Origin of the sequence: Salegentibacter sp. BDJ18 (assembly GCF_017579965.1) — a bacterium.
Classification (GTDB): Bacteria; Bacteroidota; Bacteroidia; order Flavobacteriales; family Flavobacteriaceae; genus Salegentibacter.
This window is the reverse complement of the sequence record NZ_JAFLQX010000021.1, coordinates 23,749-37,502: the sequence shown is the minus strand read 5'-3', so window position 1 is coordinate 37,502 and position 13,754 is coordinate 23,749. Positions and strand designations below refer to the sequence as shown.

16 protein-coding genes are annotated in these 13,754 nt (G+C 37.0%); 13 read left to right on the top strand and 3 right to left on the bottom strand.

Annotated features, from left to right (window positions below; all coding sequences use genetic code 11):
* Nucleotides 1-6 precede the first annotated feature (6 nt).
* From J0871_RS11745 to J0871_RS11695, 11 genes are all read left to right on the top strand, one after another.
* Nucleotides 7-705, top strand: a complete 699-nt coding sequence (locus J0871_RS11745) for an OmpA family protein (protein WP_208225464.1) — start codon at nt 7-9, stop codon at nt 703-705.
* 75 nt (nt 706-780) lie between these two features.
* Nucleotides 781-1,908: an NAD(P)/FAD-dependent oxidoreductase gene (locus tag J0871_RS11740; RefSeq protein ID WP_208225462.1), complete on the top strand. Its 1,128-nt coding sequence runs from the start codon at nt 781-783 to the stop codon at nt 1,906-1,908.
* A complete protein-coding gene (locus J0871_RS11735) occupies nt 1,905-2,624 on the top strand; it encodes a methyltransferase domain-containing protein (RefSeq protein ID WP_208225460.1) in 720 nt (239 codons plus the stop codon). The genes J0871_RS11740 and J0871_RS11735 overlap by 4 nt, the downstream gene beginning before the upstream one ends.
* Nucleotides 2,621-3,673: a type III polyketide synthase gene (locus J0871_RS11730; RefSeq protein WP_208225459.1), complete on the top strand. Its 1,053-nt coding sequence runs from the start codon at nt 2,621-2,623 to the stop codon at nt 3,671-3,673. Before J0871_RS11735 ends, J0871_RS11730 begins: the two co-directional genes overlap by 4 nt.
* On the top strand, nt 3,667-4,461 hold the full coding sequence (locus J0871_RS11725) for an SDR family oxidoreductase (RefSeq protein ID WP_208225457.1): 795 nt from the start codon (nt 3,667-3,669) through the stop codon (nt 4,459-4,461). The genes J0871_RS11730 and J0871_RS11725 overlap by 7 nt, the downstream gene beginning before the upstream one ends.
* A gap of 7 nt (nt 4,462-4,468) precedes the next feature.
* The gene (locus J0871_RS11720; protein WP_208225455.1) at nt 4,469-4,915 is read left to right on the top strand and encodes a FabA/FabZ family ACP-dehydratase; all 447 of its coding nucleotides are present in this window, start codon (nt 4,469-4,471) and stop codon (nt 4,913-4,915) included.
* A 12-nt stretch (nt 4,916-4,927) separates the two neighbouring features.
* Nucleotides 4,928-6,190, top strand: a complete 1,263-nt coding sequence (locus J0871_RS11715; protein WP_208225453.1) for a beta-ketoacyl-[acyl-carrier-protein] synthase family protein — start codon at nt 4,928-4,930, stop codon at nt 6,188-6,190.
* Nucleotides 6,191-6,208: 18 nt separating this feature from the next.
* Nucleotides 6,209-6,463, top strand: coding sequence for a phosphopantetheine-binding protein (locus J0871_RS11710; RefSeq protein ID WP_208225451.1), 255 nt, complete (start codon nt 6,209-6,211; stop codon nt 6,461-6,463).
* Nucleotides 6,460-7,023, top strand: a complete 564-nt coding sequence (locus J0871_RS11705) for a 4'-phosphopantetheinyl transferase superfamily protein (protein WP_208225449.1) — start codon at nt 6,460-6,462, stop codon at nt 7,021-7,023. Before J0871_RS11710 ends, J0871_RS11705 begins: the two co-directional genes overlap by 4 nt.
* Nucleotides 7,024-7,096: 73 nt before the next feature.
* Nucleotides 7,097-7,813 (top strand): hypothetical protein, encoded by a 717-nt coding sequence (locus J0871_RS11700; protein WP_208225447.1) that lies wholly within the window; start codon nt 7,097-7,099, stop codon nt 7,811-7,813.
* Nucleotides 7,814-8,080: 267 nt separating this feature from the next.
* Complete coding sequence (locus J0871_RS11695) at nt 8,081-10,102, top strand: aconitate hydratase (protein ID WP_208225445.1); 2,022 nt, start codon at nt 8,081-8,083, stop codon at nt 10,100-10,102.
* A gap of 165 nt (nt 10,103-10,267) precedes the next feature.
* On the opposite strand, the gene raiA is transcribed toward J0871_RS11695, so the two are convergent.
* Nucleotides 10,268-10,573 carry a ribosome-associated translation inhibitor RaiA gene (gene raiA, locus J0871_RS11690; protein WP_208225443.1) on the bottom strand — a complete coding sequence of 102 codons (306 nt, stop codon included), beginning with the start codon at nt 10,571-10,573 and terminating at the stop codon, nt 10,268-10,270.
* A 251-nt stretch (nt 10,574-10,824) separates the two neighbouring features.
* Here raiA and J0871_RS11685 point away from each other — a divergent pair, with 251 nt between their 5' ends.
* The gene (locus J0871_RS11685; protein WP_208225441.1) at nt 10,825-11,316 is read left to right on the top strand and encodes a DUF4251 domain-containing protein; all 492 of its coding nucleotides are present in this window, start codon (nt 10,825-10,827) and stop codon (nt 11,314-11,316) included.
* A gap of 144 nt (nt 11,317-11,460) precedes the next feature.
* Here J0871_RS11685 and J0871_RS11680 read toward each other — a convergent pair whose 3' ends face one another.
* Nucleotides 11,461-12,639, bottom strand: a complete 1,179-nt coding sequence (locus tag J0871_RS11680) for a response regulator (protein ID WP_346014344.1) — start codon at nt 12,637-12,639, stop codon at nt 11,461-11,463.
* A gap of 26 nt (nt 12,640-12,665) precedes the next feature.
* Nucleotides 12,666-13,040, bottom strand: coding sequence for a PAS domain-containing protein (locus tag J0871_RS17315; RefSeq protein ID WP_243870483.1), 375 nt, complete (start codon nt 13,038-13,040; stop codon nt 12,666-12,668).
* 217 nt (nt 13,041-13,257) lie between these two features.
* Between J0871_RS17315 and J0871_RS11670 the strand changes: the two genes are divergently transcribed.
* Entirely contained in the window at nt 13,258-13,695 is a 438-nt protein-coding gene (locus J0871_RS11670) for a hypothetical protein (protein ID WP_208225435.1), read from the top strand.
* The last annotated feature ends 59 nt before the right edge of the window (nt 13,696-13,754 follow it).

Sequence of the window (13,754 nt, the reverse complement as noted above, 5' to 3'; positions counted from 1 at the left end):
TTTACTATGAAGACTACTATAAACAGAATGTTTGCCATTCTTTTTGCTGCCACACTTCTTTTTAGTTGTGAAGCCACAAAGAATGCGAATAATAAACAAAAAGGAGCTGTAATTGGATCTGCCGGTGGAGCCGTAATTGGTGGTGTTGTTGGAAACAATACCGGAGACGGAAATACTGCACTTGGCGCCATTATTGGCGGAGTTGTAGGTGGAGCAGCCGGAGCGATTATTGGTAACCGTATGGACGATCAAGCCAAGGAAATTGAACAGGAAATTCCAGGCGCTGAAGTTGAAAGAGTAGGCGAAGGAATTAACGTGACTTTTGATGAAAGCAGCGGTGTATATTTTGATACTGAAAAGTATAATATCAACGCTAAATCACAACAAACCCTGAATAAGCTTGCCGATATTTTTAAAGAATATCCAGATTCTAATATTTTAGTTGAAGGGCATACCGATGATACCGGAAGTGAAACATACAACCTTACTTTATCCAAAAACAGAGCACAGGCTGTAACTAATTACTTAACCAACCAAGGGTTGAGCAGCGGAAGGTTTGAAACTAAATGGTATGGAGAATCCCAACCAAAATATGATAACGAAACTGCTGAAGGTCGTGCTAAAAACCGTAGGGTAGAGCTCGCTATTGTTGCAAACGAAGAATTAAAAGAAGAAGCCAGGAAACAGGCTGAACAGAAGAACTAGGTTCTATTTCTTCAAACAAATATTAAATCCCGGAAATTTCCGGGATTTTTTTATGTATTTATTTATCTTCAACCAATGGCAGATTTTCAAGTAATTATAGTAGGTGCAGGCCTGGCGGGATTAACTGCTGCCATTCATCTTTCTCGGGCAGGAAAACGTGTCTTGCTTATAGAAAAAAAATCATATCCCAGGCATAAAGTATGCGGGGAGTACCTTTCTAACGAAGTAATTCCATATCTCCAGTCCATGGATATAGATCTCGAAAAAGATTTAAACCCGGTAAAAATTCATAAACTCCTTTACAGTACTCAAAATGCAAAATCTATAGAAACTTCTTTAAACCTGGGCGGGATGGGCTTAAGCCGTTATGCTTTAGATGATTTTCTTCTTAAAAAAGCTGAAGAAAATGGAGCCGAAACTTTAATTGAATCAGTTGAAAATATAAATTTTGAAAATGATGAATTTACACTGAAACTTTCTTCAGGAAAACAACTAAAAGCCCCTATAGTATTAGGCGCATTCGGTAAACGATCCAATCTTGATAAAAACCTGGAACGACAATTTATCCAGGAAAAATCTTCCTGGCTCGCTGTAAAATCGCATTATGAAGATCCAGAATTTCCTAAGAATTTAGTGGCACTTCATAATTTTGAAGGCGGTTATTGCGGATTATCAAAAACGGAAACCGGGGCGGTAAATGCCTGTTATATGGTTTCCTATAAAAGCTTCAAAAAATTCCGAAACACCGAAGAATTCAAGCAAAAAGTTTTATTTCAAAACGCCTATTTAAAAGGCTTCTTTAAGAATGCTAAACCTTTATTTGAGAAAGACCTGAGTATCGCCCAAATTTCTTTCCAGGAAAAATCTGTTATCAATAATCATATTTTAATGTTGGGAGACGCTGCAGGGCTAATTCATCCGCTATGTGGAAATGGAATGGCTATGGCTATTCACTCGGGAAAAATTGCTTCGGAAGCAATTATGAATAATTTCCACGGAATTAATTTAGACCGAAAAAATCTTGAAAACCAATATCGGGAGAACTGGAATACACATTTTAAAAATCGATTAAAAACCGGGCGAATTCTTCAGAAAATATTAATCAATCCTTTTTTGGCTTCAACATCACAGCAGCTCGTTAAAAAATTTCCGTACTTGTTAGAGAAAATCATAAGTAAAACCCACGGGCAACCCATAGTATGAGTATAGATACCTCTAAAAGAACCAACGCGGTTGAAATTATGGACGATTTTGACCTAAAAGGCCAGGAGCTCGATAAAACTTTACGTGATCTTGACAATATCAATAAATGGCTGGGTGGGAATAAAATCACCTTAGAAGGAGTAAAGAGTATTGTATCAAAGCAACCAAAAACAAAGGAAATCTATATTGCTGATGTTGGTTGTGGCAATGGTGCCGTCCTTCGGGAAATCGCCAGATGGGGAAGAAAAAATAGTTATAAGTTTAAACTCACTGGAATTGATGCCAACACACATGCCATCAAAATTGCTGAAAAAATGTCTTTAGATTTTCCGGAAATTGATTTTAAATCTATAGATATTTTTAGCAGGGAATTTAAAAATTTTCATTGCGACATAATCTTGTGTACCTTAACACTACATCATTTTAAGAACCACGAAATTAATGAATTACTAAACCTGTTCCATCAACAATCCAGGCTGGGTGTGGTAATTAACGACTTGCATCGATCCAAACTTGCTTATAGGTTGTTTCAGGCCTTTTGTGCTGTTTTTATCAATAATGAAATTGCCCGTAAAGATGGTTTGATCTCTATTTTAAGAGGATTCAAAAGAGAAGAATTAAAAGGTTTTGCCGAAAAAATTCCCCAAACCTATCATCAAATTAGCTGGAAGTGGGCATTTCGCTACCAGTGGATTATTCAGAAAGAAAAAATATGAGTATAAAAATTATAGGTGTAGAAAAAGAATTACCGGAATATTCACGGGAAACCAAAGATATTCTTCCGCTGGTAGAAACCTGGCTTGAAGGTCAGGAAGATCGCTACCGGAGAAAGGTTCTTAAAATCTTTGAAGGCGCCGGGGTAGATAAGCGTTATTCTATTATGGATCCTGAAGAGGTTTTTACCGCGACTTCTTTTGAAGATAAAAACAATATTTATGTTCGGGAGGTTAAGAAGCTTGGTAAAAATGTGCTTCAAAAAGCTTTAGAAAATAATAGCTGGGTAGCCAATTCAATTGATTTTATAATTACCGTGAGTTGTACCGGCATAATGATTCCTTCTTTAGATGCTTATCTTATAAATAAATTGAAATTGCGGCAGGATATTACCCGGCTCCCGGTTACCGAAATGGGCTGTGCAGCAGGAATTTCAGGAATTATCTATGCAGCAAATTTTCTAAAAGCCAATCCCGGGAAGCGTGCCGCGGTAATCGCAGTAGAAAGTCCCACGGCTACTTTCCAGTTAAACGATTTTTCTATGGCCAATATGGTAAGTGCAGCTATTTTTGGTGATGGCGCCGCTTGTGTATTGCTTTCTTCAGAAGAAAACGCTTCGGGTCCTAAAATTTTAGGTGAGGAAATGTATCATTTTTACGAAGCTACACATTTAATGGGTTTTGATCTCACCAACCACGGACTCAAAATGATTTTAGATGAAAGCGTGCCGCAAACCATAGCATCTCATTTCCCCGAAATTGTTCATCCCTTTTTAAAGAAATTTAATTCTAATATTGAAAAGGTAGATCATCTTATATTTCATCCCGGCGGAAAGAAAATTGTGCAAACAGTTGAAGATCTTTTTGGTAACTTAGGGAAGAATATAGACGAAACCCGGGAAGTGCTTCGGCAATACGGGAACATGAGCAGCGCTACGGTGCTGTATGTGTTAGAAGAATTTATGAAAAATCAGCCAAAACCCGGCGAACAGGGCTTAATGTTAAGTTTTGGACCCGGCTTTTCGGCACAAAGAATTTTATTGGAATGGTAGCAGAATTTAAAGATCGTAATTACTGGGCAATTATTTTAGGCGGAAGTACAGGCCTTGGCTTTGCCACTGCTAGAAAACTCGCCCATCACGGGATGAATATAATTATAGTACACCGCGATAGAAGAACCGATATAGCCGAAATAGAAGAAGCTTTTGAAGATATTAGAGAACAGGATGTTAAGTTTGAAAGCTTTAATGTGGATGCTACAAATGCTGAAAAGCGAGCAAATTTAATTGAAGAAATTGCTAAGATCTTAGGAAAAGAAGGCAAAATTAGAAGTTTGGTACATAGTATTGCAAAGGGAAACCTAAAACCAATGACTGGTGATGAACCTACTTTAGATAATGTAGATTTTCAAATTACCATAGATGCGATGGCTATTAGCCTTTACGATTGGACAAAAGCTATTTTTAAAGCTAATCTTTTTGCAAAAGATGCCCGTATAATTTCTTTTACCAGTGAAGGCAATAAAAAAGCCTGGGCCAATTACGCCGCGGTTTCTGCAGCAAAAGTAGCCTTAGAATCTATAACCCGAAATATTGCGCTAGAATTTGCTCCGCACGGTATTCGGGCCAATTGTATTCAGGCAGGTGTTACCGTTACCCGCTCTTTCCAAATGATTCCCGGGAATGAAACTTTACGCATGCACGCCCTAAAACATAATCCGTTTAAAAGGCTTACCGTTCCAAACGATGTGGCGAATGTGGTTTATTTATTAAGTAAAGACGAAGCCGGTTGGATTACGGGGACTATTATTCCGGTTAATGGTGGAGAACATTTAAAATAAACGGCGGTTGGATTATAAAAATATACTCGAAAAACTACCATATTCATCGCCATTCCTTTTTGTAGATGAATTGCTAAAAGTCAACGAAAACTCTGCCGAAGGGATTTATACTTTTCCCGAAGATTCTTTTTTTTATAAAGGGCATTTTAAAAATAATCCGGTAACGCCAGGTGTGATTTTAACCGAATGTATGGCGCAAATTGGCGTGGTATGCCTGGGGGTTTTCCTTCTTGAAAACAGCAAGGAAACTTCTAAAAATATAAAACTTGCCTTAAGTTCATCTGAAGTAGATTTTTACCTCCCGGTTTTTCCCGGGGAAACGGTAAAAGTAGTTTCAGAAAAATTGTTTTATAGGTTTAATAAATTGAAATGTGAAGTAAGAATGTATAACAAGGAAGATAAGCTAATTTGCCGTGGAAAGATTGCCGGAATGATTAAAAACGAAACTGTTTAGAAATTTATTTAAATGAAAAAGCGCGTAGTCATTACAGGAATGGGTGTGGTTGCACCAAATGGTGTAGGGCTGGCTAATTTTGAAGATGCAATTAGAAAAGGCGAAAGTGGGATTAGGTTTGAAGAAGAACTGGAACGTTTAAAATTCAGTTGCCAGATTGCCGGAAAACCACAACTTTCCGAAGAAAAAATAGCTGAATACTTCACGCCTTTACAACTACGCGGACTCAATTCCAGCGGGATCGTTTACGGGGTAATTGCCGGAACCAATGCCTGGCAGGATGCAGGACTTAAAATTGAAGATAACGAACAACCAGATTGGGACAGCGGAATTGTTTTTGGCACCGGGATTCTGGGTGTAGATAAATTTCGGGAAGCGATTCATTTAATAGATGCCGGGAAAACCAGAAGATTGGGAAGTACCAGCGTAATGCAAACCATGGCCAGTGGAATTAGCGCTTATTTAGGGGGTATTTTAGGCTGCGGAAACCAGGTAACTTCTAACTCTTCGGCCTGTACCACGGGCACCGAAGCTTTACTAATGGGATTTGAAAGAATTGCAAGCGGGAAAGCAAAGAGAATGTTAGTTGGAAGCTGCAGCGATCACGGCCCGTATGTTTGGGGCGGTTTTGATGCGATGCGTATTTTACCTTCAAAATATAACGAAAATCCTACAGAAGCCTCCAGGCCAATGAGCGCATCGGCTGCAGGTTTTGTGCCGGGAAGTGGAGCAGGGGCTTTGGTGTTGGAAGAATACGAATCGGTTAAAGAGCGTGGCGCGAAAATTTACGCCGAAGTTTTGGGTGGTGCAGTTAATAGTGGTGGCCAACGCGGTGGTGGCAGTATGACAGCTGCTAATAGCGACGCAGTTATTCGTTGTATTAAAGAAGCTATTCATTTTTCTAACATTTCAGCAGAGGAAATTGACGTGATTAATGGGCATCTTACCGCCACCACCAAAGATGCGCTGGAGATTGAGAATTGGAAGAAAGCATTGAAAAGAAGTGATTTCCCGTATATAAATTCTTTAAAAGGAATGACCGGGCATTGCCTGGCCGCTTCGGGAAGTATAGAATGTGTTGCAAGTGTGTTACAAATGGATAAAAACTTTATCTTCGGAAATGTGAATTGCGAAGACCTGAAACCGGAAATAGCAAATTTGGTTTCAGAAGAGAGAATTCCGCGAAAAACTTTAGAGAAACCAATTAATATTCTGGCAAAATCCAGTTTTGGATTTGGGGATGTAAATTCCGTAGTTATTTTTAAAAAATTATGAAGCTATTTATTACAAAAAATGAAAGAAAAAGATATTCTGGAAGCTATAAAAAAGATTGTGACGCCTTATGCACAAAGGCCTAAAGGTCTGGAAAGCTTTAATGAAGAAACCGATTTTATTAATGACCTGGAAGTAAATTCAGCTAACCTGGTAGATGTTATTTTAGACGTGGAAGACGAGTTTAATATTGAAATAGACAACGAATCTATGGAAGGAATGCTTACCGTAGGTGATGCTAAAAATATCATCGAGCGCAAACTTGCTTCAGCGTGATTGGCAACGATATCATAGACCTTAACCTGATTCGGAGCCAAAGTAACTGGCAAAGAGAAGGCTTTCTTCAGAAATTATTTTCGGAAGAAGAACAAACTTTTATTCAGAATTCAGAAGATCCTGAATTGAATGTCTGGCTATTATGGAGTATGAAAGAGGCGGTTTATAAGGCGATTCAGCGTAAATATCAGTTGAAGCGATTTTATAATCCGAAGCAATTTGTTTGTGAACAGGTTAAAATTAATCCTGGCAAGACGAGGGGAGTGGTATGTTATAAAGAAGATGTTTTTGTTATAAATTCGATTCTTTTTCCAAATATGATTCATACATTTACGGGAAACACCGAGTTTTCCCTTATTTCAGAAAATAAAAATTCCAGGCTCAGGTTGCTTCAAAAAATTGCTGAGCAGAGAGGAATTCCATTAGAATCCCTTAACATAAGCAAAGACCAGCAGGGAGTACCATTTGTGAGCTACGGGGGTGATAATCTGCAAATTCCGTTTAGCCTTTCCCACCACGGTAATTTTTCAGCTTACGCTGTCTCGTTAAATCTGTCCTAAAACCCGATTTCAGCATTGTGAAAACATAGCCTTATTTGTATCTTGAAACAACTAATTTAAAACGATTTTGATTATGAAGACTGTTGATAAGATGGAAGTGCTGCACAGCCAAAGTGCCGAATTTGTTGAAAAAGGTGAAACCGGTAAATTTTTAAAGTTAATCCCAGACACATTTATTATTAAAGGTGAAGAAAAAGATGGCGTTTTTAACCAGGGTTACGCTATTAGACATATAAACAGGCAGGATATACTGCTTATTGATGTAGTTGAAAAATCTTCTAAAGATGCTATAAAAAAGCTGGTAACCGATGGGTATAAAATAAAAGGTATTTTAATTACCTGCGATGCTATTTTAAAAGATGCTTATGCCGATCTAAAGACAATTTCTGAAGATGCCGGTGGCGCAACAATTTTTGCACATCCACGCAACAATTTTAAAGACAGTTTTAAAACCAAAGATATAACTGAACGCAAAGGAGTTTTAAAAGATTTTGGTCTAAAAGTTTTTGATCTTCCCGGAAACGGTGGCGCTTCAGTAGTTATTTATTCTGAAGTAAACGATGGAATGTTATTCCCGGGTGAAGATGCCGAAGGCTCTCCATACAATTCAGATTTGAATACCTTTAAAAGGCCAAAAATGGATAAATCTAACGACGATTTTGGATTGGCAGGAAGCTGGAGTGCTTTTGATGAAGAATTTGCCTATTTATTCCCAAGAAAAGGAAAACCCGGTTTCAACATTGAAGAAGGTCAGCAAACCGATATTTTAAACGCTTTAAGCAGAAGTTAAAAATATAATTAAGCTGTTTCGAAAGTAGCCCGTTGAATATTTACAACTTAGGTTCAGAATATTACAACAGCTATTTTTCAAACAGCTTTTTTAGAAGCCATAAATAAAGAAGAGAACCTTCTCTATTTGTGGCTTTTTTAATGTTTAAAGTTTTCAATATCCGCTAAACATTAAGTAGTTAGGGCAGGGTAGAAGATATAAGATATTGTTAAACGCACCCTTTGTTCCTATAAATTGTAATATTTTAAAGCTTAAAAATAACCAACTATGTCTAAATTAAACGTAACTCAAAAATTAATTAAAGAACATTTGCTCAAGGGAGAAATGATTCCCGGAAAGGAAATAGGAATAAAAATAGATCAGGCATTACTGCAGGATGCTACGGGAACACTGGTACAATTAGAGCTTGAAGCTATGGGCCTCGAAAAAGCTCAAACCGAGGTAGCCGTGCAATATGTAGATCACAACCTGCTACAAACCGACTTTAAAAATGCCGATGACCACTTGTTTTTACTTTCGGCTGCGCAAAAATTTGGGCTTTGGTATAGTAGGCCAGGGAATGGTGTGAGCCACCCCGTACATATGGAACGCTTTGGGAAACCGGGGAAAACAATGGTAGGTTCAGATAGCCACACTCCGGCTGCAGGTTCTTTAGGAATGTTAGCAATTGGTACTGGCGGACTTGACGTTGCGGCAGCGATTGCAGGACAACCATATTTTGTAAAAATGCCAAAAGTTTGGGGTGTAAAACTTACCGGAAATTTACCAGACTGGGTAAGTGCTAAAGATGTTATTCTTGAAATGTTGCGCCGCCACGATGTAAAAGGCGGAGTTGGTAAAGTAATAGAATATTATGGCGACGGACTTAAGAATTTAAGTGCTATGGATCGTCACGTGATTGCCAATATGGGTGCTGAACTTGGTGCTACCACCACCGTTTTCCCAAGTGATAACGAAACAAAAAGATTCCTAAAATCTCAGGAACGTGAAGACGATTGGAGAGAATTGGTAGCCGATGAAGGTTGTGAATACGATCTTCACGAAGAAATAATTTTAGATGAACTGGTTCCCTTAATTGCCTTACCAACCAGTCCTGGAAATGTTGTTCCAGTGAGTGAGGTTGCAGGAAAATCAATTAGCCAGGTGGTTATTGGTTCTTCAGCCAATCCCGGTTTAAGAGATTTCTGGGTGGCAGGTGCTATAGTAGAAGATAAATCGGTTAGTAGTGATGTTTCTTTTGATATTAACCCAACTTCAAGGCAAATTATTCAGAATATGATAGAAAATAGAGCTTTTGCCAATTTAATCAAGGCAGGAGCACGTTTTCACCAATCAGGATGTATGGGTTGTATAGGAATGGGACAGGCACCGGCATCTGGTACTATTAGTTTGCGTACTATGCCCAGAAACTTCCCAGATCGTTCCGGTACCAAAGATGACCAGGTACATTTATGTAGCCCAGAAACTGCGGCAGCTTCAGCTTTAACAGGAAAAATTACCGACCCAAGGGATATGGAAAAGCTTTATAATATGAAGTATCCTAAATTTGAATATCCCGAATTTCAGATTATTAAAGAAGATATGTTGGTTGCTCCTCCAGAAGATGGTTCTAAGGTTGAACTTCAAAAAGGTCCAAATATTAAATCGCTCCCATATATTGAGCCTATGCAAGATAAATACAGCGTACCGGTTATGCTGAAAATGGGTGATAATATTTCTACCGATGAAATTTTAAAAGCAGGAGCAGAAGTACTACCATTTAGAAGTAACCTGCCAGAAATCAGTAAATTTTCTTACACGGTTATTGACGAAAGTTTTTATGATCGTGCAATGAAAGCTAAAGGAGAACACGGCGGCCATATTGTAGTTGCTAAAGATAATTATGCGCAAGGTTCCAGTAGGGAGCACGCGGCAATTGCACCAAAATATTTAGGACAGGTGGCGGTAATTGCAAATAGTTATGCAAGAATTGCCTGGCAAAATCTGGTGAATTTCGGTATTCTTCCGTTGGAATTTTTAGACATCGCAGATTATGAAAAAATAGATCAGGACGATCAAATAATTTTTAGAAACCTGCGGGAAGACATCATAAACCGAAATAATATTAAGGTAATTGTTAGAAAAGCAAATGGTGATAAACTGGAGTTTGAAACAAAACACAGTATGAGTGACAGGCAAATTAATATTTTACTAAAAGGTGGAATTATTAATGAGTTCAAAGAACGTATTGAGGCAAACGAACTTGGTGAAGATCAAGCCAAAGATGCTGAAGAAGCCGAAACAAAATAAAAATTGATATTCTCGAAGCTTCGGGAGAAATAATTTTTATCCCGAATTCACTTCGGGATCCATATTCTGATTATTATCTACCTGGTTTTTAAAACAAGTGTAGGATAAAAAAAACCCTGATGTGAGTTACATCAGGGTTTTTTATGAATTAAACTGAAAATATTCTTAGTTTGAATGTGTTTTCATTTGGCCTTTTCTTTTTGATAACTGCCGTTCCAAATCTCTAATAGTTTCAGAGGTTGCAGCTTCAAAAGAGTTTTCGTTAGATTCGGCAAAAATTTGAGGCCCGGGAGCACTCAATTTAATATTACAAATATAACCTTTAGGATCCTGGGCTTCTTCCTTTTTAAAATACACCTGGGCTTTCACGATCCAGTCATATTTTGTCTCCAGTTTATCTAATTTTTTTTGAGCGAATTCCTGTAGTGATTCGCTTTTATCGAGTTTTACGAACTGATAAATTGCTTCCATAAATAAGTTTATTTTAGTAGTACCAATAAACCCATAATTCTCTAAGTACCCAAATCAATTAAGTGATTCTTAGCAAAGGTTTAAGAATATTTTTAAGTGCATAAACTTATTTTTTAGTTGAAGATAAATTAGATCTATATTTATCAATAAAATGGCTTGGAAAAATTCGTGAACTACGAATTTAAAAGTCTTTTAAGAGTAATAAAAAGTTAAAGATTGTATCTTAAGCTAAGAATCTTATAAAGTTGGTTATGAACCTTACAATCAAATATTTAACAATCATTCTTACGATAATATTACTGCAAAGCTGCGGTAGTAGTGCTAATACTACTAAAATTGCAGAAACCAAAGCTTTAATTGAAAGTATGGAATTTGAAATTGAGCACGATTGGCTCAACCCGATGTCTGGTGGTAGAATTAACCTGATAGGAAATCCTAATTTTATACGCTTTAAAAAAGATTCTGTGAATTTATTTCTGCCATTTTTTGGTGAACGTTTTTCTGGCGGTGGTCATAATAATGAAGGCGGCATAATTTATAACGGCCCGTTACAGGATTTTGAAATTAGCAACGGAAAGAATAATTCCCAAATAATAAAATTTTCTACCGACCAGGATACTGAGAATCTGGACTTTTCAATAAATATTTTTCCTGAAGGAGATGTAAATACCAGGGTAAATAGCAGCCAGCGTTCGTTTATATCTTACCAGGGAAGAATAAGTGAGTTAGAAGTAGATAAGTAGGATAAGTGACTTAGAAGAAGATGAGTAGGTTCTAAATGAAAGATAAGTTTCAGCTATAAAATATTCTATTTTACATAATATAAATTATAGTTCTTTTTTGTATCTATTTAATTCTCGATATTATAATAACATACTATCTATTAGTCATATCGTACTGTGAGCTGGAAGATATTTTTTCAAAAGTCGCTTCAATTCGTTTTTATCAATTGGCTTCGGAATATAATCATTACTCCCAATCTCAATAAACTTATCCCTGTCATTAGGCATAGCGAATGTCGTTTGGGCAATAATAGGAATAGTTGTATTAAAATTTCTTATTTTTTGAATTGCTTCTTCACCACTCATTTTCGGCATTTTTATGTCCATGAGCACCAAAGAAATTTCAGTATCATTCTTAACCATTTCAACTGCTTCTAAACCATTTGGCGCATGTAGAATGTTAGTTATCCCCATATTTTCGATGATCTTTTTCAGAATTAAATAATTCAATTTATCATCTTCAGCAATCAAAATCTTATGGTTTGGTAACTGGCTTATTTCGTTATTCTCTTTATTGATATAGGTTCTTGTGGTAGTGACTTCATCTTTAGGAATGCTAAAAAAGAAGGTGCTGCCTTTTCCTTCCCTGGATTCTACCCATATATTACCCCCAAGCATTTCGGTATAAGCTTTGGCTATTGACAGCCCCAAACCAGAACCTTCATGTGGCCGACTTAAACTTGAATCTGCCTGCACAAACTGATCAAAAATAACATCAATTCGGTTTTCCGGAATTCCTATACCATTATCTTTTACATAAAAAACAATATTACCGTGCTCATCTAAACTTCCAAATTCAATAATTCCGTTTGCAGTAAACTTATTAGCATTACTCAACAAATTGATAAAAATGCTGGTGAGCATATTTTTATCGGTATACAGCATGGTATTGGTATGAAGATATTGGCTGGTACATACTATTTTGTTATTCTTTTTACCAGCTATTGGCGTCGCCACATTTAGGTGATTCGCTATTATTTCAGAAAGATTAAAGTTAGATTTATTGACCTTTATTTGCCGGGTTTCCAACTGGGAAATATCTATTAGATCATTGATAGTAGAGAGTAATCTCGTCCCACTTAAACGTAATACTTCATAATACTTTTCACGCACCTCTTTCTCCGAGGATTCTTTCAATAGGTCTATAGTACCCATAATTGCATTAATAGGAGTACGAATTTCGTGACTTATATTTTGTAGAAAAACACTTTTTAAGCGATTACTCTCTTCTGCTTTTTCCTTCGCTTCTTTTAGATTATTGAGTGTGGCTTTTTTCTCTGTAATATTCTCTCCTAAACTGGCTATACCCTTTATTTTTCCGTAGTCATCGGTAATACCGAATTGTACCAGGAGATATACAGTTCTTTATTGTCTTTTGTGAGTATCTTACTTTCAAAATGATGTAGGCTTCTGTTATTTTCAAATAATTCTTTAAGACCTTTTTCCGTAGTTTCTTTTTCATCTACAGGCACAAAAATATCAACAGTGTTTTTGCCAATAAGCTCTTCCTCGGTATACCCGGTAATTGAAAGTAAATAGTCATTACAAAAAATGATCTTGCTGTTGATATCAAGATTAATAAAAACCATATTAATGTCCAGCATCATTTTGGTAAATCGCTGTTCAGATTCATATAACCTATCTTTTTCTTTTCGGTTTCTCCAAACTTTTAATTGCCTGTTCATTAACAGTCCAAGAAGTACGGTGATAACTGGGTATATAATTAATATGGGCAAAGCCATAAACTCTACAAGAGCCAGAGCCCCCTCTATAGGTATAAATATGGGCAGAATTAACATACACACGTGCACTATCACACCAAAAAGATATAACGATACTATGCTGTTTTTGACCTCTAGCCTTTGTTGAAAATATCTCCATCCAATACCTAACAAAAAGGATTTGGAAAAGCAACAACAGGAATTAACCAAGGCCAATGACAGTATTGTGAGTACCCACGAAGAGCTTAGGCAAAAGCACCAGGAATTAATGAACAATCATAACCAGGTATCACAGGAATTACGCGGACTCGAACAATTGAAAGATTCTACCCAATTAGAAAAACTGGCAGAGCTTGAAGGGCAAATTAGAGACCACCAGGCTACCCTGGCTTCTCATGAAGAAATGATTAGAAGTCATAACGAGCTTAATAAAGAATACGGTTCTTTAAGCACCGATGAGAAAAAAGCGCAACTTGACGAAATGCAAAAAGCTCACGACCGTATTATGAGTGAACAGGACGAAATCAAATCGGAACACGATGAGATTGAAAAAGGGCATCAATCTATTAAAGATGTAATTGCTCAATCTTCCGGTGAAGATTCTGAAGACTCGATGTAATTTATCGAGGTAGTTTACTATAATTGAATAAGAAAGAAGGCTGTTTGAAAGTTTTTACC

Coding starts and splice junctions, on each gene's coding strand:
- J0871_RS11700 (WP_208225447.1), top strand. CDS start 7,097: ATGAAGACTGTTGATAAGATGGAAGTGCTGCACAGCCAAAGTGCCGAA.
- J0871_RS11715 (WP_208225453.1), top strand. CDS start 4,928: ATGAAAAAGCGCGTAGTCATTACAGGAATGGGTGTGGTTGCACCAAAT.
- J0871_RS11735 (WP_208225460.1), top strand. CDS start 1,905: ATGAGTATAGATACCTCTAAAAGAACCAACGCGGTTGAAATTATGGAC.
- J0871_RS11740 (WP_208225462.1), top strand. CDS start 781: ATGGCAGATTTTCAAGTAATTATAGTAGGTGCAGGCCTGGCGGGATTA.
- J0871_RS11725 (WP_208225457.1), top strand. CDS start 3,667: ATGGTAGCAGAATTTAAAGATCGTAATTACTGGGCAATTATTTTAGGC.
- J0871_RS17315 (WP_243870483.1), bottom strand. CDS start 13,040: ATGAACAGGCAATTAAAAGTTTGGAGAAACCGAAAAGAAAAAGATAGG.
- J0871_RS11685 (WP_208225441.1), top strand. CDS start 10,825: ATGAACCTTACAATCAAATATTTAACAATCATTCTTACGATAATATTA.
- J0871_RS11710 (WP_208225451.1), top strand. CDS start 6,209: ATGAAAGAAAAAGATATTCTGGAAGCTATAAAAAAGATTGTGACGCCT.
- raiA (WP_208225443.1), bottom strand. CDS start 10,573: ATGGAAGCAATTTATCAGTTCGTAAAACTCGATAAAAGCGAATCACTA.
- J0871_RS11745 (WP_208225464.1), top strand. CDS start 7: ATGAAGACTACTATAAACAGAATGTTTGCCATTCTTTTTGCTGCCACA.
- J0871_RS11695 (WP_208225445.1), top strand. CDS start 8,081: ATGTCTAAATTAAACGTAACTCAAAAATTAATTAAAGAACATTTGCTC.
- J0871_RS11730 (WP_208225459.1), top strand. CDS start 2,621: ATGAGTATAAAAATTATAGGTGTAGAAAAAGAATTACCGGAATATTCA.